17 protein-coding genes are annotated in these 18,930 nt (G+C 69.3%); 5 read left to right on the forward strand and 12 right to left on the reverse strand.

What is annotated here, in order from left to right:
• Window positions 1-246: 246 nt before the first annotated feature.
• On the forward strand, window positions 247-543 hold the full coding sequence (locus ACIBH1_RS25360) for a WhiB family transcriptional regulator (RefSeq protein WP_181610211.1): 297 nt from the start codon (window positions 247-249) through the stop codon (window positions 541-543).
• Between the two features lie 69 nt (window positions 544-612).
• Here the strand turns inward: ACIBH1_RS25360 and ACIBH1_RS25365 are convergent, their stop codons facing one another.
• Together ACIBH1_RS25365 and ACIBH1_RS25370 are read right to left on the reverse strand one after the other, a co-directional pair.
• The gene (locus ACIBH1_RS25365) at window positions 613-1,743 is read right to left on the reverse strand and encodes an ArsA family ATPase (protein WP_397316775.1); all 1,131 of its coding nucleotides are present in this window, start codon (window positions 1,741-1,743) and stop codon (window positions 613-615) included.
• Window positions 1,743-2,747, reverse strand: coding sequence for an ArsA-related P-loop ATPase (locus ACIBH1_RS25370; protein WP_397316776.1), 1,005 nt, complete (start codon window positions 2,745-2,747; stop codon window positions 1,743-1,745). The genes ACIBH1_RS25365 and ACIBH1_RS25370 overlap by 1 nt, the downstream gene beginning before the upstream one ends.
• 74 nt (window positions 2,748-2,821) lie before the next feature.
• Here ACIBH1_RS25370 and ACIBH1_RS25375 point away from each other — a divergent pair, with 74 nt between their 5' ends.
• Both ACIBH1_RS25375 and ACIBH1_RS25380 read left to right on the forward strand, forming a co-directional pair.
• Complete coding sequence (locus tag ACIBH1_RS25375) at window positions 2,822-2,977, forward strand: hypothetical protein (RefSeq protein WP_397316398.1); 156 nt, start codon at window positions 2,822-2,824, stop codon at window positions 2,975-2,977.
• Window positions 2,974-3,435: a RidA family protein gene (locus ACIBH1_RS25380; RefSeq protein WP_397316399.1), complete on the forward strand. Its 462-nt coding sequence runs from the start codon at window positions 2,974-2,976 to the stop codon at window positions 3,433-3,435. Before ACIBH1_RS25375 ends, ACIBH1_RS25380 begins: the two co-directional genes overlap by 4 nt.
• Window positions 3,436-3,493: 58 nt before the next feature.
• Here the strand turns inward: ACIBH1_RS25380 and ACIBH1_RS25385 are convergent, their stop codons facing one another.
• Both ACIBH1_RS25385 and ACIBH1_RS25390 read right to left on the reverse strand, forming a co-directional pair.
• Window positions 3,494-4,750 carry an NAD(P)-binding domain-containing protein gene (locus tag ACIBH1_RS25385; protein WP_397316400.1) on the reverse strand — a complete coding sequence of 419 codons (1,257 nt, stop codon included), beginning with the start codon at window positions 4,748-4,750 and terminating at the stop codon, window positions 3,494-3,496.
• A 12-nt stretch (window positions 4,751-4,762) separates the two neighbouring features.
• On the reverse strand, window positions 4,763-5,980 hold the full coding sequence (locus ACIBH1_RS25390) for an ATP-grasp domain-containing protein (protein WP_397316401.1): 1,218 nt from the start codon (window positions 5,978-5,980) through the stop codon (window positions 4,763-4,765).
• Window positions 5,981-6,390: 410 nt separating this feature from the next.
• Between ACIBH1_RS25390 and ACIBH1_RS25395 the strand changes: the two genes are divergently transcribed.
• Complete coding sequence (locus tag ACIBH1_RS25395) at window positions 6,391-7,884, forward strand: glycosyl hydrolase (protein WP_397316402.1); 1,494 nt, start codon at window positions 6,391-6,393, stop codon at window positions 7,882-7,884.
• Between the two features lie 16 nt (window positions 7,885-7,900).
• On the opposite strand, the gene ACIBH1_RS25400 is transcribed toward ACIBH1_RS25395, so the two are convergent.
• Genes ACIBH1_RS25400 through ACIBH1_RS25435 form a run of 8 tightly spaced genes read right to left on the reverse strand, consistent with a single transcriptional unit; the run spans window position 7,901 to window position 16,835 of the window.
• Window positions 7,901-8,989: a glycosyltransferase gene (locus ACIBH1_RS25400; RefSeq protein ID WP_397316403.1), complete on the reverse strand. Its 1,089-nt coding sequence runs from the start codon at window positions 8,987-8,989 to the stop codon at window positions 7,901-7,903.
• A gap of 34 nt (window positions 8,990-9,023) precedes the next feature.
• A complete protein-coding gene (locus tag ACIBH1_RS25405; RefSeq protein WP_397316404.1) occupies window positions 9,024-10,202 on the reverse strand; it encodes a GNAT family N-acetyltransferase in 1,179 nt (392 codons plus the stop codon).
• Entirely contained in the window at window positions 10,199-10,843 is a 645-nt protein-coding gene (locus tag ACIBH1_RS25410; protein ID WP_397316405.1) for a hypothetical protein, read from the reverse strand. Before ACIBH1_RS25410 ends, ACIBH1_RS25405 begins: the two co-directional genes overlap by 4 nt.
• A complete protein-coding gene (locus tag ACIBH1_RS25415) occupies window positions 10,840-11,961 on the reverse strand; it encodes a glycosyltransferase (protein ID WP_397316406.1) in 1,122 nt (373 codons plus the stop codon). Before ACIBH1_RS25415 ends, ACIBH1_RS25410 begins: the two co-directional genes overlap by 4 nt.
• Entirely contained in the window at window positions 11,958-12,665 is a 708-nt protein-coding gene (locus ACIBH1_RS25420; RefSeq protein WP_397316407.1) for a polysaccharide deacetylase family protein, read from the reverse strand. The genes ACIBH1_RS25415 and ACIBH1_RS25420 overlap by 4 nt, the downstream gene beginning before the upstream one ends.
• Before the next feature lie 2 nt (window positions 12,666-12,667).
• Window positions 12,668-14,206, reverse strand: coding sequence for a lipid II flippase MurJ (locus ACIBH1_RS25425; protein ID WP_397316409.1), 1,539 nt, complete (start codon window positions 14,204-14,206; stop codon window positions 12,668-12,670).
• On the reverse strand, window positions 14,203-15,501 hold the full coding sequence (locus tag ACIBH1_RS25430; RefSeq protein ID WP_397316410.1) for an O-antigen ligase family protein: 1,299 nt from the start codon (window positions 15,499-15,501) through the stop codon (window positions 14,203-14,205). The genes ACIBH1_RS25425 and ACIBH1_RS25430 overlap by 4 nt, the downstream gene beginning before the upstream one ends.
• A gap of 32 nt (window positions 15,502-15,533) precedes the next feature.
• Window positions 15,534-16,835, reverse strand: coding sequence for a sugar transferase (locus ACIBH1_RS25435; RefSeq protein ID WP_397316411.1), 1,302 nt, complete (start codon window positions 16,833-16,835; stop codon window positions 15,534-15,536).
• A gap of 888 nt (window positions 16,836-17,723) precedes the next feature.
• On the opposite strand from ACIBH1_RS25435, the gene ACIBH1_RS25440 reads away from it, so the two are divergent.
• Entirely contained in the window at window positions 17,724-18,578 is an 855-nt protein-coding gene (locus ACIBH1_RS25440; RefSeq protein WP_397316412.1) for a hypothetical protein, read from the forward strand.
• Window positions 18,579-18,930 lie beyond the last annotated feature (352 nt).

Here is an 18,930-nt window from a genome sequence, read left to right on the forward strand (position 1 = left end):
GCACGTTCCCTAGGTTACGTCGAAAGGGTGTCCTTATCGGTAACTGAACCCCATTTCGCCTTGACTGGTGGGGGTGACTAGTCATTCCCGGTCAACACTCCGTCGAAAAATTGGTCCGCTGGGGTCTGTCGGCCAGAACGCTCCGTTGCGTACGTTCTCCTCTGCGGCAACTGAATACGGAGGCTCGGCGCCCGCGCCCGTCGGCCCCAACTGACGACTGACCACCTAAGGGGAGTGGGGTCGAACATGTGGATCACGGATTGGACCTCCCGAGCCGCCTGTCGGGGTGCGGACCCGGACGCTCTGTTCGTCCAGGGAGCTGCCCAGAACAGGGCGAAACTAATCTGCCGAGGATGCCCGGTCCGTACCGAATGCCTCGCCGATGCGCTGGACAACCGCATCGAGTTCGGGGTGTGGGGCGGTATGACGGAACGGGAACGCCGAGCTCTGCTGCGGCGTCGGCCTGACGTGGACTCCTGGCGGGAGCTCCTCGAGGCCGCCAAGGAAGAGTACGAGCGGACCAACGAGCTGATCGCAGGGTAACCCTCTGCGCACGCTGTTACGGCAGGCGGATCATCGATCCGCCTGCCGTACAGGTGTGCCCGGAGGGCCTCAGGACGCTCTGGCCATCAGGTCGCCGATCGCCCTGAGCCCGTCGAGGTCGTGCACGTCCTGCGACATGGCGGGCACCTGGGCCACCGGCACAGTGGGGTGGGCGGAGACGAAGTGGTCCTGCTCGCGCCCTTCGCGCGCGGCGAGCTGCATGCGTCCGGCGTGGAGGCGCAGCACCGCCGCGGTCAGTTCGTGCTCGCCGCGGGCTTCCAGGTCTTCGGCGGCGGCCGTGCTGCGGGCGGCCGACAGGCCCGAGACGGGCGAGGTGTGCACGCGGTTGACCACCAGTCCGGCCAGCGGCATGCGCTCCTCGGCCAGGCGCTCGACGAAGTAGGCGGCCTCGCGCATGGCGTCGCGCTCGGGCGCGGCGACCACGATGAAGGCTGTTCCCTGTGCCTGGAGCAGCTTGTAGGTCATCTCGGCGCGCTGGCGGAAGCCGCCGAAGACGGCGTCGAGGGCGGAGACGAAGGTCTGCAGGTCCTTGAGGACCTGGGCGCCGAGCAGCTTGGTCATCGCCCCGGCGACGAGGCCGAAGCCGGCGTTGAGCAGCTTGAAGGCGCTGCGGCCTCCCGCCTTGGCAGGTGCCGTCAATAGGCGGATAAATCGCCCGTCCAGGAAACGCCCCAGCCGCTCGGGCGCGTCCAGGAAGTCCAGCGCCGACCTCGACGGAGGCGTGTCGACGATGATCAGATCCCACTCGCCCGACCTGCGCAGCTGGCCGAGCTTCTCCATCGCCATGTACTCCTGCGTGCCGGAGAACGACGACGACAACGACTGGTAGAAGGGGTTCGTCAGGATCTGCCTGGCGCGCTCGGGATCGGCGTGCGCCTCGATGATCTCGTCGAAGGTCCGCTTCATGTCGAGCATCATCGCGAACAGCTGCCCGCCGTTGTCGTACGAGGCGACGCTGCGCGGGGTGTTGTCGAGCTCGGTGAGCCCCATCGACTGGGCCAGGCGCCGGGCGGGGTCGACGGTGAGCACGACGGCGCACCGCCCGCGCTCGGCCGCGCGCAGCCCCAGGGCGGCGGCGGTCGTGGTCTTGCCCACGCCGCCCGAGCCGCAGCACACGATGATCCTGGTCGCCCGGTCGTCGAGGATGGCGTCGACGTCGAGAACCGGTGCCTTGCGAATCACGCCGCCCCCTGGTTGCGCATGCTCTCGGCCAGCTCGTACAGCCCGGCCAGGTCCACCCCGTCGGCCAGCAGGTTCAGCTCGTAGCGCGGGGTGCCCGTCTCGACGAGCGCCTCCCGCTCCTTGAGCTCCAGCTCGGTGCGCCTGGCGTGCTCGACGATCTCCTCCAGGAGTGCCTGCGCGGCCTTGGAGGCGTCGGCCGGCCCGTCGGCCAGCCCGGCCGCCTTGAGGCCCAGCGCGAGCTCGCCGACGTCGAATCGGCCCTTGACAGCCGTGTCAAGAACGGCCTGCGGAAGCTGTGATTCACGCACCATGTTGACGAATACGCCACCGGCGGGCAGTCCTGCCTCGCGCAATTCGGCAATGCCGTCGAGCGTCTCCTGCACCGGCATCTCTTCGAGCAATGTGACGAAGTGCACGGCCGTTTCGGGGCTTTTCACCACGCCCGAAACCAGATCCGAGTGATTCTTGATCGGCCCCACCTTGGCCAGGCCCGCGACCTCCTTGGTGACGTTCAGGAAGCGCGTGATGCGGCCGGTGGGCGGCGCGTCGAGCACGACGGCGTCGTAGACACGGCGTCCGTGCCGGTCCTTGCGCCTGACCGCCTCGGTCGTCTTGCCGGTGACCAGCACGTCGCGGAAGCCCGGGGCCACCGTCGTCGCGAAGTCCACGATGCCCATCCGGGTCAGCGCGCGACCGGCGCGGCGCATGCCGTAGAACATCTCCATGTATTCGAGCATGGCTTCTTCTGGGTCGATCGCCAGCGCGTAGACGTCGCCGCCGCCCGGAGCCACCGCGATCCTGCGTTCCTCGTACGGCAGCGGCGGCAGGTCGAAGATCTGGGCGATGCCCTGCCTGCCCTCGACCTCCACGAGCAGCACCTTGCGGCCGCCGGAGGCCAGGGCGAGGGCCAGCGCGGCGGCGACGGTCGTCTTGCCGGTGCCGCCCTTCCCAGTGACGACGTGCAGTCGGACGCCATCCCAATCCGTATCGCGGTCCACGATTGGAAGGCTACCGAACGGTCACTTGCTGAAACCTCAGAGGAGCCTTTGACCTGTCTCACACTACGCTGAGCGACATGAAGAAATGGGAGTACTCCGTCGCCCCGGTCCTGCTGCACCGGGAGAAGATGATCCTCGACAACTTCGGCGCGGACGGCTGGGAGCTCGTCCAGCTCGTGCCCGGCCCCAGCGGCGACAACCTCGTGGCCTACTTCAAGCGGGAGAAGGCGTGAGCACCCCCGAGGAGCGCGTCGCCGATCTCGGTCTGACCCTGCCCGAGGTCGTGCCGCCGCTGGCGGCCTACGTGCCCGCCGTGCGCACCGGCAACCTGGTCTACACCTCGGGCCAGGTCCCGATGGTCGAGGGCAAGATCAAGGCGACCGGCAAGGTCGGCGCCGAGATCAGCCTGGAGGAGGGCGCCGAGCTGGCCCGCATCTGCGCGCTCAACGCGATCGCCGCGCTCAAGTCCAACGTGGGCGAGCTGTCGCAGGTCGCGCGGATCGTCAAGGTGGTCGTCTTCGTCGCCAGCACGCCGGACTTCACCCAGCAGCCCGCGGTCGGCAACGGCGCCAGCGAGCTGCTCGCGGAGGTCTTCGGGGAGTCGGGCAAGCACGCGCGCAGCGCGGTCGGCGTCGCCTCGCTGCCGCTTGACGCGCCGGTCGAGGTGGAGCTCATCGCCGAGGTGCGCTGAGCGCCGCACGAAGCGGCGGGCCGTCGTTACGAGACGCCGGCCCGCCCGGGCACTTCCCTCAGCGAACGCTGCTGCCGTTCCGCACGGCCCGCTGGAGGGGCACGACGCGCTGGAATCGCGCCCCGGTCACGCGCTCGAGAAGAGCGGGAGCGACCGTGGCCGCCGCGAACCGGGAGCCGTGAACGAACCGCATGACGGGACCGAAGGTGGCGGCCGCCGCGAGCCCCACCATGAAGAGCCCGGGGATGGACGTCTCGAATTGCTTGCCCAGCACGGGCAGCTGCTGCCGGTGATCCACGGCGTCACGGAGCGAGGGTGACAACAGCGCCATCCGGCGCATGTCGACGGCGTAACCGGTGGCGGCGATGACGTGGTCGACCTGGAGCCGCGAGGCCCCGCCCGATGACCGCTGCAAGGACAGGCTCACCCCGTCCTGCGCCTCGGCCTGCATGATCTGGGCGCCGAGGATGGTTTCGACGCCGGCGAAGCGGTCTCGCAGCCACCACGAGCCCGCGGGTCCGAGGGTGGTGCGGACGATGTGGTGGCGGGTCTTCTCAGGAAGGTGGCGCACCAGTTCGGGCCGCTCCGACCACATCCACGATCGCCAGCCGGTGCCGAGGCCCGACTGGGGGGCGAGGAAACGCGACAGCGGGCCGCGATCGGGAACGGGGGTGGCGTTCCACAGCAGGCGCTCGGTGCGGGCGACGAGGTGGGGAAGGGCCCCGGCCTCCTTGAGCAGGCAGGCGGTCTCGATGGCCGACTGCCCGGCTCCGACCACCGCCACCTTGTGCCCCGCGTATTCGCTGAGGTCGTTCACCTGGCTGCTGTGGGCCAGCAGGGACCCCGGCAGGCCACGCAGCGAGTCGGGCGTGCGGGCGAAGGGCAGGAAGCCCACGGCAAGGACGACGCACAGGGAGCGCACCTGCTCGCCCGAGGCCAGGGTCAGGAGGAAGAGGTCACCCTCGCGCTCGACGCTCGTGACGTCGGTGGGCGAGATCCGGTCGCCCACGTTGTGCTCGGCGAACCAGCGCCCGTAGTCGACGAATCGTTCGACGGGCGTGGGCTGGGCGTAGGCGTAGGGAAACCCGTATCTCTCGCAGAAGGCCGCCAGCGTGAAGCGGCGGGCGGGGTCGGCGAGGTGGGAGGCGAACGGTTCCGACTTCAGGAGCATGCCCACCGGCATGTGCTTGTCCCACGCGTTCATCGGCCTGCCGTAGACGCGGACATCGAGGCCGGCTTCGAGCGCGTGCGCTGCGACAGAAAGACCATAGGGGCCCGCGCCGACAACAGCTACGTCGACATTGTTCATCGTCATCTGATCCTTCATTTATCGGCGCTGTTTCAGGGCATGCAGGAGAGATTGTCTGATCATGCCGAAAAAGGGTTCGTGGTCGTCGGAGGCGTACCAGGCCAGTTCGTCCGCCCGGCGCACCGAGGTGAACCAGCCGGGAGTTTTCGGCCCGCGAGGTTTCTGCCCGCGCACCAGATTTCTCAGCAGGTCGTAGTTCTCGACCACATAGGTGCGGCCATAAGAGGGGGCGCCCGGGTGACAGGGATGTCCGGCGAGATCGAAATAGGCCGCCCGGATGACGTCGACCTGGTTCGTGTCGTCGAACAGGCGGAACTGGGCCCCGACGCGCGGATTGAAGTCGAGCAGATAATATTCGCCGTCGTGCGGGTTGTAGCGGAAATCCAGATCCAGAATTCCCGTGAAATGCAGGGCGTCGACCAGTTTCCGGCCCATGCGCGCGATCTTCGGATTGGGCAGCCACCGGCCGAGGGTGGTGATTCCGGCGGCCGGAGGGTGAGACCTCTCCTTCCTGCCGGTGCCCACGAAGTCGCGCGAGGGGTCACCGCCGAAGTAGCCGTGGAGGAACCAGTCCGTTCCGGGGGCGGGCGCGATGTACTCCTGGAGGAGGAGCTCGCTGTCCTGGCGCGCGGCCACGGCCTTCAGCGCCTGGAGCTCGGCCGGTGAGTCGATGACGGAGGTGCTGCGCAGTCCGTTGCCGAAGGCGACCTTCCACGGCTGGGCCCACTTGGCCACCACGGGAAAGTCATAGGTGCGTTCGACGTGCAGCCAGTCGGCCGGCGTTTCGACGACGCGCGTTTCCGGATGGGGAATATCGAACTCGTCGCAGATGGCAGCCAGAGTTCTTTTGTTGGCGAGCTGCTCGGGAAGTGTCCCAGCCGGTTCTGAAAGGCGAAAGCCGCTGGTCAGGACATTGGCGTGCTCGGCCATGTAGATCGCGGTGATGTCGTCCATGGGGAGCAGGACGGGCCGGCTCCCGATGCGATCAGCGAGGGCGAGCAGGGTGGAAAGGAAGCTTTCCGCGCGCGTCGGGGCATCGAGCCAGCTATGACACGAGGAGAGATAATTCGACCGGGCGGCCGGGCCGTAGGGTTCTGCTATGACAGCGTGAACGTCGACGCCCAGCCGGCCCAGTGAGCGGATGGCGGCCAGGGTGCCGTGGTGAAATGGATTGTTATCCATCCGCACCACCACGGCGGGAGTTCTGGTCGTCTGTGGACGCAGGCAATCGTTCACCAAGCTTTCCTATCATGGGTCCCGACTGGCCTTTTTCATGAGGGCGCTATTTATCCACCTCTGCTTCCCAAAGGCGCGATGCGATGCGACAAATCTTGCAAAACGCCCCAACTCCGACATCTTATGCATTGCTTGCGAAACATCGGCACAGATTTGATGTTCTTGCGAACCGTCTGCGGGAATAAGCCACTCAGCAATACTGCGACGTGCGCGAACGGTGAGTTATTAGCATGAAAATGGACAAGCCTCACAAGCCTTGGAGCAAAGGAGCCACGGCGGCTGCTTCTGTTCTGGTGACGGCCCTCGCCGTGCACTCCTGGGCGCAGGCCGAACCAATGAAACCCGTCAATCTCACGCCAGAGCCCGCACTCGGTGTATTCACCGGATCCGACGCCCGCGGAACGGCACGCTTGCCGGGATTCGAGCGCTGGCTGGGTCGCGAGGTCACGGTCGGCCGCACCTATATCCCGGGGGAGACCTGGGCGGCCTTCCTCGGCCCGGATTTCATCCTGCGCCCCTGGACGCGCTGGCGCGCCGAGAAACCGGGCCGCATTCTCGCCATCAACGTCCCCATGGTGGCGCCCAACGAAGGGCGCCTGTCGGACGCCGCAGTATCCGTCCTGCTCAACGCCGGCGCCGGCGGGGCCTTCGACCTCACCTTCAAGCACCTGGCCCGCCGCCTGGTCGCCGACAAGGCCGGCGACTCCATCATCGTGCTGGGCTGGGAGATGAACGGAACCACCTACTCCAGCAGGTGCGCCCCCGACCCCACCGCGTGGAAGGCCTACTGGCGCAGGATCGTCACCGTCATGCGTTCGGTGCCCGGCCAGCGTTTCCGCTTCGACTTCACCGCCAACCGGGGCCGCGACGCCATCCCGTGGACCGACTGCTACCCGGGCGACGACGTCGTCGACATCATCGGCCTCGACCACTACGACCAGCCGCCGTTCAAGAGCTTCCAGGACTACATCGCGCAGCCGTACGGCCTGCAGCATCACGCCCAGTTCGCCGCGGCTCACCGCAAGCCCATGTCGTTCCCCGAGTGGGGGCTGTTCCGATTCGGCGACCGGCCCGACTACGTGCGCCAGATGCTCGACTGGATCGACAGGCACAACGTCGTCTATCACTCGCTGTCCGACTACTGCCCCCACGGGGTGTGGCAGTGCCCCTCCAACCCGCGCTCGTCGGCGGACTTCCGCGCCGCCGTACAGCGCATGATCCCCAGCGTGCCGCCCGCGGTGACGCCGGATCCCACCATGAGCCCGACCACCAGCCCGACCATCAGCCCGACGGCCAGCCCGACGGCCAGCCCCACAGTTAGCCCGACCATCAGCCCGACCATCAGCCCGACTGCTTCGGCCACCGCCGTACCCTCTGATGAGGCGTCGGTCCTGCCGTCCACCAAGGCTCCCAAGCCTGAAACGCGCACGCCGACGCTCGCGGCCCCTTCACCCGTACGGTCACCCGACGAGAAGGAGACGGGCGAGGCGGCCGTGTCCCAGCCGTCCAAGCGACCGGCGACGCCTTCCGTGCCCTCGCCCAGGGTGCCGCGGCCGAGCGCATCGTCGGCCGCGCTCGCCTCGGAGCGCGAGAAACCGTCGGCGATCGTGCCCTCGCCTGCCGTACCAACGGTCGTGCCTTCGGTGGTCGTGCCTTCGGTGGCTCCGCCGTCGATCGTGGCACCGTCGATCGTGGCGCCCCACAGCCCCGTCGCGCTGCCGCCGTCGATCACCTCCGTGGCGACCGAACCCAGCAGCGTGTTCGGCTGGATCGTCTCGATCTGGGAGAACCTGCTGTCCTTCGTCGTCGCCACGAACACCACCCTCGGCTCGCAGGCCACGCCGGTGCCGGTCCCGGGGCTCGCCCCGCAGCCGTTCCCGGCCGGAAAGCAGATGGTGGAGTAGCCGGCGGCCGGGCGGGTCAGGCCCGCCCGGCCACCCTCATGGTCAAGTCCGCCAGGCGGTCCATGGTCACTCCCATGTCGAAGCTCTTGCTGCGGATCACCGCCTCCTGGCCTTCGTTCCACATCATCGTCGGATCGTCGAGCCGTTCCCGCAGCGCCCGGCCGAGCGCCTGGTGATCTCCCGCCGGGACGAGGGCGCCCGTGCTCGGTCGGACGATCTCGGCCAGGCCGGGCACGTCGAAGGCGACCACACCCCGGCCCATGGCCATGGCCTCCAGGGCGGTCAACGGCAGGCCCTCCCAGCGAGAGGGCATCACCACGACATCGCACGCGGCGTACCACGAGCGTGCGTCGCCCACGGCGCCCGCGAACAGGACGTCAGGCGACGCCGACTCCCGCAGGAGCGGCTGGAGCTCACCGTCGCCCACCAGGGCCAGGAGCGTGTCGGGCCGGCCGTCGCGGACGGCGGGCCAGGCCCGAAGCAACAGGTCCTGGCCCTTCTGCTGGGCCAGGCGGCCGACGCACAACGCCAGGCGGGCCCGAGGCGGGATGCCGAGCGCGTCGCGGGCGGCGAGCCTGGCCTCCTCGCCGGCAGGGGTGAAACGGTCGAGGTCGACGCCGTTGCGGATCACGACGAGCCGGTCGCGCAATCCCTGCGCGGCGCCCTGGGCCGCCTCGCCCTCTCCCACGCACACCACGGCCGTGCTCCACCGGACGGCCGCCCGCTCCCACGCGACGGCCGCTCTTGTCATGCCGCCGGTGCACGCGAGCCAGGACCAGCCGTGAGGCTGGAAGAGGGTGGGCCGGCGTCCTCGCAGAGCCAGCCGGCCGACGAGGCCGGCCTTGGCCGAGTGCAGGTGCACCACGTCGGGATCGACGTCCTTGATGATCTGGCGCAGGCGGCGCACCTCGCCCAGACAGCCGGTCGCGGGTGACCGGTGAGCCTCCCACGCGTGGTGGGCGACACCGCTGCGGGCCAGGTGCTCGGCGAACGACCCGGCCGTGGGCGAGGCGACGGCGACCGTCCACCCGCGCCGAGCCTGGCTGAGCGCGGCCGCCGTCACGTAGCCGGCGACACCGGCCTCGACCGGCTGGGTGACGTGCAAGACCGAAGGATGACCAGCAGCCATGAAACCGTCCTTAGTGCGGGGAAGGCGGGGAGGCGGGCGAAGCCGCCCTGACGCCGGCCAGGCGGGGAAAGTGCTGCTTGAGAGTCCGCGCGGCATGGAGGCGCGCCTTGACGGCCGCCACGTAGCCGCCTGCCCGCGCGGTCCGAGCGAAGATCATGCGGTGGTTCTGGATGGGCTCCGCCCCCCACTTGATCTTGTGCGGTTCGGCGCCGCGCAGCAGGCTCAACGTGGTCAGGCCCTGCTCGCTGGCGTGAAGCAGGCCATGGTGCAAGATCATGGCGAAGGTGTCGATGCCGGTCGTGCGAAGCCAGGGATCGGCGCCGTAGAGGTACCCGCCCGCGAAATCCGTGCCGATGATGCGGAAGTCCGCCGCGACCAGGCGCTCGCCCACCCGGAACTGCGTCAGCGCGGCGCTGCCGGAGGCGACGAGCTCCGTGGCGGCCTGCGTGAGGTGCCGGTGGAAACGCGGGCGCAGGTGCTCCTGGTTGATGGCCCGCCCGGCCCACTGCCGGGCGTGCAGCTCCAGCAGCTGGCCCATGGCGGCCGGCACCTGCTCGGCGTCGACATGGGTGACGTGCACCCCCAGCCCGTCCACCTTGCGCAGGGCCCGGCGCAGGTTGCTCGCGTTGCGGCCGCTCAGGCAGGCCAGCTGCTCCGTCAGCGGGCGGGCCGGCATGGACAGGCAGGCGGAGGCGTCCATGGTCCAGTGGCGTCGCGGCCAGCAGGCGAGCACCGACTCCAGCGCGCTGCCAGGGCGCACTTCCGGGAAGTCCATGGCGTCCCAGCCCCGCACCCTCAGGAGCGCGTCCGCGGCCGCCTGGGCGAACGCGCCCGGATCGAGGGGATCCAGCAGGATGTCCGTGTAGTCCGTCAGGTGGGCGGCCACCGGGCGCAGGACCCGGCATCCCCACCGGTACGACCTGGTGAGCGCGAGCACGCCCCGAAGGTCCTGGGTCGAGTCGTCGGTCACGAGCAGGACGAAGAGCTGTTCGCGCCCCCCGTAGTGGCGCCACCAGGAGCTCACCCAGGAGTGCGACTGGAAGGGCGTCGCCGTGGGGCAGCGCAGATACAGCGCGTCCCACTCCAGCTTGAGCGCCTGCAGCTGGGAGCCCTCGGTGATCAGGAGGGCGCGCCGGCCGAGCCGGCCGGGCGCGGCGGGCCGCGGGGACAGGTGGGTGTCCGTGCTCATGCCTGAACCGTCCGCTTGGCCGGGCGGGCCCGGGGGTTCTGCTGGCCGCGACCCGAGGAGCCCTTCATGCCACCCGTACGGCGGGGCGGTGAGACCAGGTAGAACAGGGCGCCCAGGAGGAGGCCAAGCGCGCCGCCCACGACGACGACGAGCCATCCGTCGAGTCCGGCCTTCTCCTCCGGGGGCATGGCGGGAGTCAGGCTCGCGATCCGCACCCCGGTGTCCTTGACGTGCGTGGCCGCGTAGTTGATCAGGGCCGTGGCCAGGGCGTTGGCCTGGGCGGCGGCCTGATCCGCCCGGGGAGCGGACACCGACAACCCGATGAGCGGGGCGTCGGGCGAGGTCGACACCCGCATGCTGCGCTGCAGCTGGCTGACGGTCTTGGCCGGCAGCTCAGGACGGAGCGCGGCGCGGATGATGGTGGGCTGGGTGGCGATCCGCGTGTAAGCCTGCGCGAAGCTCGTCGTCTGCTCGGGCAGGGACCGATCGTTGGCCACCACGACGACGTGGGCCTGGGCAGAATAGCTGGGCACCGACAGCGCGTTGTACAACAAGCCTCCGCACAGGCCCAGGATCACGGCACAGCCCTGCGGCCACCATCGCCGCCCCAGAGCCGACGCGCGGCGTACAAAAACCATCATTGCTTTCTCCCTGCCGGCGAGATGACTTTCGACCGCTGGTCGCGGACGCGGGTGTACAGCGCCTCGACACGCTCCACATGGAGTTCGATGCTGTAGTGGGCGACTGCCGGTGAAGGCGGCAGCCGTGAGATCCCGGTGTTGATCAGGTCGCCGATGGCGCTGCGATAGGGCTCGGCGGCGGACGGCAGGCGCCGGGCGCCCGGTGCCGCGTCCGCCGGCAGCTCCTCCAGCGCCGGGCAGGCGCTGTAGAGAACGGGCAGGCCGCAGGCCATCGCCTCGACGACCGCCAGGCCGAAGGTCTCCTCCTGGGAGGGGGCGGCGAAGATGTCCATTGCCGACAACAACGCCGGCACCTCGTCGCTCGCGCCGGTCAGGATGACGCGATGGAGGATGCCCAGGCGGCGGGCGTGCTCGACCAGCGTGGTGCGCTCCGGCCCGTCGCCCACCAGGAGCAGCACCGTGTCGGGAATCGTCGCGATGGCCTCGATGAGCACATCGAACCGTTTGCCCGGCTCCAGCCTGCCGACCGCGCCCACGACGACGGCGCCGGAGGGGATCGTCAGCTGGGCCCGTGTGCTCTGCCGTACGACCGCATCGAAGGCGAAGGCCTTCGCGTCGACGCCGTTGGCGATCACCTCGATGCGCTCGGCGGGAATGCCCCAACCGGTCAGCCGGCGGGCGGCGGCCGACGAGACGGCGATGGTCACGTTGCCCAGCCGCTCCCCGGCGCGGGTCAGCGCGCGGATGGCGCCGGTGATGGGACGCCCCTCGAAGTGCTGTTCCCCGATGGAGTGCTCGCTGGCGACGACGACGGAGGTCCCGGCCATCCAGGCGGCGAGCCGGCCGTACAGACCCGCCCGGAACAGATGGGTGTGGATCACGTCGTAGCCGCCGCTGCGCACCAGGCGCCACAGGGGCACCAGGACCCGCAGGTCCCGGTTGTTCTTCATGCCGAGGTGATGGACCTTGACCCCGTCCGCCTGGATGACGTGGCTGATCAGCCCCGGCCTGGTGAGGACCGCCACTTCCGGCGTGAAGCGATGGTGCGCCACGAGGTCGCGCAGCTGGCGTTCCGCGCCGCCGGCCTCCAGGCCGGTGATGACATGCAGGATCTTCATCGCCGGCGTCCCCAGGTCCAGCGATGCAGCGCCCGCTTCGCCTTGAGCCGCAGATAGCGGTCCCGGTCGCCGACGTGGGTCCGCGGCAGGCAGAAGGGGTCGGCCGCGCCGGGCTTGATGCCGCAGGCATAGCTGTAGCCGGCGGCGCGTACGGCGTCGATCGCGGCCTGGTCGGCGTGGCCGTAGGGGTAGGCCAGGCCGCTCACCTCGCGGCCGAGGACGGCGCTCAGGTGCATGCGGCTGTCCTCCACCTCTGCGCGGATCTCGGCCGCGGTCGCGCCAGGAAGCGACAGATGGGTCTGGGTGTGCGAACCGACCTCCATGCCGTGATCGGCGATCGCCCGCAGCTGCCGGGCGTCCATCAGGGGCTTGCGCGGTCCGAGGGGATCCCAGCTGTTGTCGCCGCCCAGGCGGGAGGTGACGGCGAACACGGTCGCCGTGAAGTCGTGCTCCAGGAGCACCGGCAGGGCGTGGGTGACGAAGTCGGCGTATCCGTCGTCGAAGGTCAGGCCGACGAGCCGGTCGGCACGCGATGCCCGCTGAGCCCGCAGGAGCTCCTTCATGCTGACGCCACGGAGCCGGTGCCGCTTCAGCCACGACATCTGCGCCCTGAAGCGCCACGGCTTGACCGTGATGGAATACGGGTCCTCTTGGTAATCGTCGACCGAGTGGTACATGAGGACCTGTTGCCTGGTTGGACTCATGGTCACGACTCCTCACCTCGTCTCAGCACAAGGCTGAGATCCCGTCGGCGACCGGTCAGGACCGCGCCGACCGCGAACAGCGCGGTCGTCACGACCGCTTCGAACGGCACCGCCACGGCCAGGGGCCACGTCGCGGAGACAGGACGGAGCAGGAACGCCCCACCGGCGGCGGCCGCCGCCGCCACGCTGAGCCGCGCCAGCGTCCCCATGAGCGCGGCCTGGGAGAACTCAGGGATGGGCGCCCGCATCCCGCGCAGCAGCAGCAGCGCGGTCAGCGAGATCCCGGCCGCGTTGGCCAGCGCGATGCCGCCCACTCCCAGGGGCGCCGCCAGGAGGGGAGCGGCCAGTCCCGTCACGATCAGCCCGGCCGACATGACGAGCGCCGGATACCAGGCGGGTCGCGTCCCGCAGAAGTAGACCCGGCACAGCACCCCGACCAGGGCCTGGCCCATCAGACCGAGGCAGTACAGGCGCAGGCTCCAGGCCGTCGCCTCGGTGTCGGCGGCGGTGAAGGCGCCGTGCTCCAGCAGCAGGCCCACCACGTCGGGCGCGTGGGCCACGAAGAAGGCGGTGGCCAGCAGGACGAGGGTGGCCGCCACGCGGGCGTCGGCCATGACGCGCCTGGCCGCCGTCGCGTGGTCGCCCGCGGCCAGGCTGCGGGCCAGGAGGGGGAAGGAGATCGTGGCGAGGACCAGGGAGGCCACCATGGGCACCTGGGCGATCTTCTGGGCGTAGTTGAGATAGGAGATCGAACCAGGGGGGAGCGAGGAGCCGACGAAGCGTTCCACGAACACCTGCGCCTGCCGTACGAGGGTGAAGGCCGCGATGGGCGCGAACAACATCCAGGGGATGGCCGTGTGGTGCCTGCTGCGGACCGGCGGCCCGACGTGGGTGAGGAGCGCCGGAGTCTGGATCAGCACCATGAGCAGGCTGCCGAGGGCGACCCCGTAGGCCGCGCAGATGATGCCCCAGCGGTCGTGGCCGACGGCGATGCAGGCGATGATGGCGGCGTTGTAGACGAGATAGATCGCCGCCGCCGGGCCGAAGATCTTCTGGGTGCGCAGCGCGGCGCTGCACAGCCCGGCGAGCCCGAAGCCGAGAACGGTCAGGGAGATGACCTGCATGGCGTGGCTGGCCAGGGCGTGCTCTTGCATTCCCGGGGCGATGGCGCGGGTGATCAGCGGCGCGGCCGCGGCCGTGGCGCCGGTCAGCAGGACCAGCGCGATCGCCGCCTTCGGCAGCGTGGCCCAGACGACGTGGTTCAGCGACTGGCCGGCCTCGACCGCGCGGCTGAAGTAGGGGATGAGCAGGAACGCCAGCGCGCCCTCGATGAGGAGGGGCGCGGCGGTCTCCGGAACGCTCCAGGCGACCATGAAGGCGTCGGTGCCCGCCCCGGCGCCGAAGAGGTTGGCCAGCAGGAGGTCCCGGGCGAACCCGGAGGCCGTCCCGGCGATGAACAGCAGGGTGGTCACGGTGGTCGCGCGGGCCACCACCCTGCTCTCGCGGGACTGCGACCCCTTGACGTCGGCGATCACCTTCATACCGCCGCCTTCGTGCCCCGGGCCCAGGTGCCCAGGGCCCAGCAGGCCAGCAGGCCAAGCATGATCGACATGGCGACGGTGGGTGGTCCGCCGATGTCGGAGTAGAGGAAGTTGGTGGACTGCCAGGCCAGCAGGCCGATCGCCGCCAGCGTCGCGGCGCGTTCGGGAGCCGAGTCGATGAGTGACCTTCGTCTGAGGGTGTACACCAGCAGTCCGCCCCACAACAGGACGAAGGCCAGGAGCCCGATCAGTCCCTGCTCGCTCAGGACCAGCAGGTACATGTTGTGCGGCGAGCGGAGCTCCTGGCGCTGGAACCCGTTGACCGGATCGGCGATGTCACTGCCGGCCGAGACCTGCAAGGGGGCGTAGGTATCCCTGAAGGCGACGAACCCGCGCGGGCCCACGCCCACGATGGGATGATCTCGCCAGATTCCCGTCGCGGCCTCCCACAGCCCGTACCTGTCGTTGACGGACTGGTCGGGTTGCGAGGAGACCGAGGCCAGCGACTCCACTCGTTCCTTGAGCGTCGCCGATCCCCACCCGCCGGCCAGGCCCGCACCCACCACCAAACCGGCGAGACAGACCACGCCCAGCAGCTTGCGCCACCCCGACAGGATCAGCATGATGCAGGCCGCCATGAGGCACGCCAGCCAAGCACCCCGGCTCAGGGACAGAAGGAGCGCAACGGACAGGAAGGCGACCACGACGACGGCGGCGGTGCGGATCCAGCCCTGCTGCGACAGGGCGACGGCCAGCGCGATGACGAATCCGTAGCTGACGACGGTCGACATGCCCATGATGTCGGACGAGCCGAAGGTGCCGACCGCGCGAATCGACAGCCCCGCGTAGGAGGCGCCGCTCTCGGTGGCCGACTGCCAGCAGCCCACCGCGGCCTGGATCAGGGCGGCGAACAGGACGGCCCCTGCCACCAGGCGCAGGTCGAAGGCGTCGCGCACGACGACGGCCACGGCCAGGGGAACGAGGACGAAGACTTCCAGGTAGCGGACGAGCCCGGGCAACGAGGTGGCCAGGTCGGCGGAGGCGAGCGTCGCCACGACGACGGCGATCGCGGGCAGAAGCAGCAGGACGACGCCCTTGGGCGGACGCTGCCGGTGAACGAGCGCGCTCCACCCGGCCACGGCGACCAGCACCCCCGCAGCGATGTCCGCGGGGGTGACGGTGAAGGAGGCCCCGAGCTGGGAGCGACCTGGCGGCAGGCACACCAGCCCCACCGTCACGACGGCGAACCAGCTCGGCCGCAGCCATCGTGGCCGCAACGCAGGGGGTGCCTTCACGGGGTCGACCACACCAGGCTGCATCGGGGGCACTACGCCCCGCCCAGCCGGAGCACGCAGCCGATCGTCCTGATGATGATCTTCAGGTCCAGGGCGAGCGACCACTTGTCGATGTAGTAGTTGTCCAGGCGCGCCCGCTCGGCGATGGAGGTGTCACCCCGAAGGCCGTGGACCTGCGCCCACCCGGTGATCCCGACGGGCACGCGGTGGCGCCGCTCGTAGTGAGGAATCTGCCGGGAGAACTGGGCCACGAAGAAGGGACGCTCCGGTCGGGGCCCTACCAGGGACATCTTCCCGGTGACGACGTTCCACAGCTGCGGCAGCTCGTCGAGCGAGGTGCGGCGCAGGAAGCCGCCGATCGGGCCGGTGCGGGTCGACTCGCCCGCCGTCCACCTGGTCGCCGAATCGTGGGCGCTGGTCTGCTTGAGGGTCCGGATCTTCAGCATCTCGAAGGGACGGCCGTTCATGCCGATGCGCACCTGACGGAACAGCACGCCCCTGCCGCCCTCGACCCAGGCGGCCAGCAGGCATGCCCCGAGAACGGGCGCGCACACGAGCAGGAGCAGCGACGCCAGAGTGACGTCGCACACCCGCTTGACCATCCACCAGGGCCGTCTCGGCGCGGAGGGCGACAGGGCCAGCAGGGGGAAACTGCCCACCTCCCGGCCGGTCGGAACGAAGTCCTGGACGAAGTCGCCGGGCTCCGGCGCGAACATGACCTGGCATCCGTCCCGGCTGAGATCTTGCAGCTCCGCCCGGGAGAGAGCCGGCCGCCCCGCCAGCAGGACGACGCTCGCGGCGGAGCGCCGTACGGCCTGCAGGCAATCGGACTTCTGCAGCGGCGATCCCGGGACCACCTCGACATCGCTCTCGCCGCTGTCCACCACGGCGACCGGCTCCATCCCGTACTCCGGGCATCGCTGGAGCATCTGCGCCAGGGCCATGCCGTGCTCGCCCTCGGCGACGATGACCGTCCGGCGGGGGTGGCTCCTGCGCAGCAGGGAGGTCCTGGCGGCTTCCACCCCGCGCACCAGACCCGTGAGCACCACGTAGCCCACGCCCGTCAGGAACCAGGTCGCGGACGGGCCGGCCGGAACGGACGCGTACATCCAGGACTCGAGGCTCAGCGCGCACAACGCCGCCACCAGCCAGCCGGGCGCGAACCGCACCATCGCGGTGCTCGATCGGGGCGGGGTGACGAGGATGACCAGGGAGTAGACAAGCGTGATCGCGACCAGCGAGTTGGTGGTGGTCCACCCGGTGAGAGCGGCGGCGGACAGGAGGCAGGCGCCCTCCCGGCAGAAGACCCAGCTGTTGCGGGCGAGTGTGCGCACCACCTGTCGTGTTCGCCGGGCCGGTCGCGGGACCGGGAGCATCGAGGGGGTTCCCGGCGTCGAAGAGGGGCCCGGCATACCTTCGGCTGGGTCGCTGGTGCCAACAGCAATGGCCATCTGTTGTCTCCAAAGATCGCGGTCACATGCCGGCGCTACAGCAGTGCTGGTCGCGGTAGGCCAGGGAGTCGAGGGTTTCTCTCAGGTGCTGGCGCGAGGACAGGAAAGAATAGGAGTCATTCGCATCCCAAGATCATTGAGATGATATCTGCGCGAACGGCAACTGTGACTTATCGACGGTCTGCGAAATATTCAGTTGTCGGCAAACATTTCTCCATTGCTGGGTTTGGGGAAATTCGGTGGGTCGGGGAGTGGCGCCGAACATTCTCGGGTCGAGCTGCGCATTCATCTCCATCGGGGGTCCCGTTCCGTAGTCGAATATCACTTACCTTTCGAATGACGGGATATATCCGGGTAAGTGCTACCTTCTCGCGCTGAAGGTGCAGCTCACCCCTCCTTTCAGGGCGGGCCTCGCAATACGCGTCCCAGATGGCGTGTCTAGTCGTCGACACTGTTTCTGGGTGCGTTGTCCGATTTGGGCCAAGCATGATCAGCGCCCGCATTCGGCCGTGCGCATACAAGGCAATGAAGTCAAAGCCTGTTCTCGCTTCGTTCAAGGGCGGCGATTGTCGCGGAGAGGCGGTGATAGAACTTCTCGGGTAGCTCGACCGCAGCGCTCATTGCGTAGTGCCCGCAGGATCAGCGTCGCGGTATTCGGAGTAATCGGTTCGCGAGTCACGCTTCGTGATGAATGAAATCGATCACAGCGCCGGAAAGGCAAATATGAATCGCGTACTCAAGGGTGCGTCCATGGCAGTTGCGTGCCTTGGAATGGCCGCAGCATTGGCCGGCCCCGCCCAGGCCCTGTCCGTGAACGACGCAGGAGACCCGGTCAGCGGTCTGCTCGGCGGAGGCGGCAGCCTGCTCGGCGGCGGCAAGGGCGGCCAGAACCCGATCATGTCGCTCACCAGCCCGGTCACCTCTCTGACCGGCAGCAAGAGCCCCCTGGACGGGCTCACCAGTTCGGCCGACGGGGCTGCCCAGTCCCTCGACGGCGCCGCCCGGCTCCTGCCCCAGGGTGCCTTCCGCAACGGACTGCCGCTGGACGAGGCGGCGCGCACCGCCGGTGTGATGCCCTGGACCAAGGCCGACGGGCTGACCGGAGCATCGAGCGCCCCCATGCGCCTGGCCCTGCTCGACGGCCGCGAGATCGTCGGGCTCAGCCACGAGGCCGACCCCATGCCCGGCATGTTCGGGGCCGTGACGGGTCGCGCCGACGCGCTCACGACCTCGCCGGCCCTGGCGCCGCTGACCGGTGCGGCCGTCCCGCAGGTCACCGACCGCCTGGCCGCTCACACCGACCAGGCCTCCTTCATGGCGAGGACCGCCACCGGTCAGGTCGCCGCTCTGCCCGCCGGCGAACTGCTGAACGGGCCCACTGACGCGCTCAAGTCTGCGGTGCCGGACGCGGTGGCCGGCGAGCTCGAGCCCGCTCTCGGGGCCCCGGCGATCCAGCCCCAGAGGTCGGAGAAGACAGACGTTCCGATCGACGAGATCGCCCCGCTCGTCGAAAACCCGCTGTCGACCCCGCTGGCCCAGACCGAGGGTGTTCCCAACGTCCTCGGGGACACGCTGGAGAAGACGACCAGCTCGACCGGCGGCCTGCCGAACCTCGGCGGCTCCTGAGACGTCAAGGCTCGGCTGAGTCCGGAACGTTCGTCGTCTCCGGCCAGACGGCCTTGAAAGCCACCATCGTCGCCGCAGCAACGACACGGTGCCTGTTGTCGAGCGCGAAGCGAAGGTGGCTTCAGCACCTCCCGCGGGACTGGCAGAGTTCCTTGCAGACCCGCATCCGGCCGCGGAGACCCAACCACGGCCAGAACGAAAGAGATCTTGACAGTGCGAACCACCGAGAGTGGTGAAGGTGCCCGCTTCACTCTCACTCGGTGGTCTCACTTCGTCATGGCTTATCCATCCTGGGGCCGACGGCGACTGTGCCTGGCAACATTCGCCGTCGCCCCGGGGGCCTGATCATCGA

The organism is Nonomuraea sp. NPDC050663, assembly GCF_044456985.1.
Lineage (GTDB): Bacteria > Actinomycetota > Actinomycetes > Streptosporangiales > Streptosporangiaceae > Nonomuraea.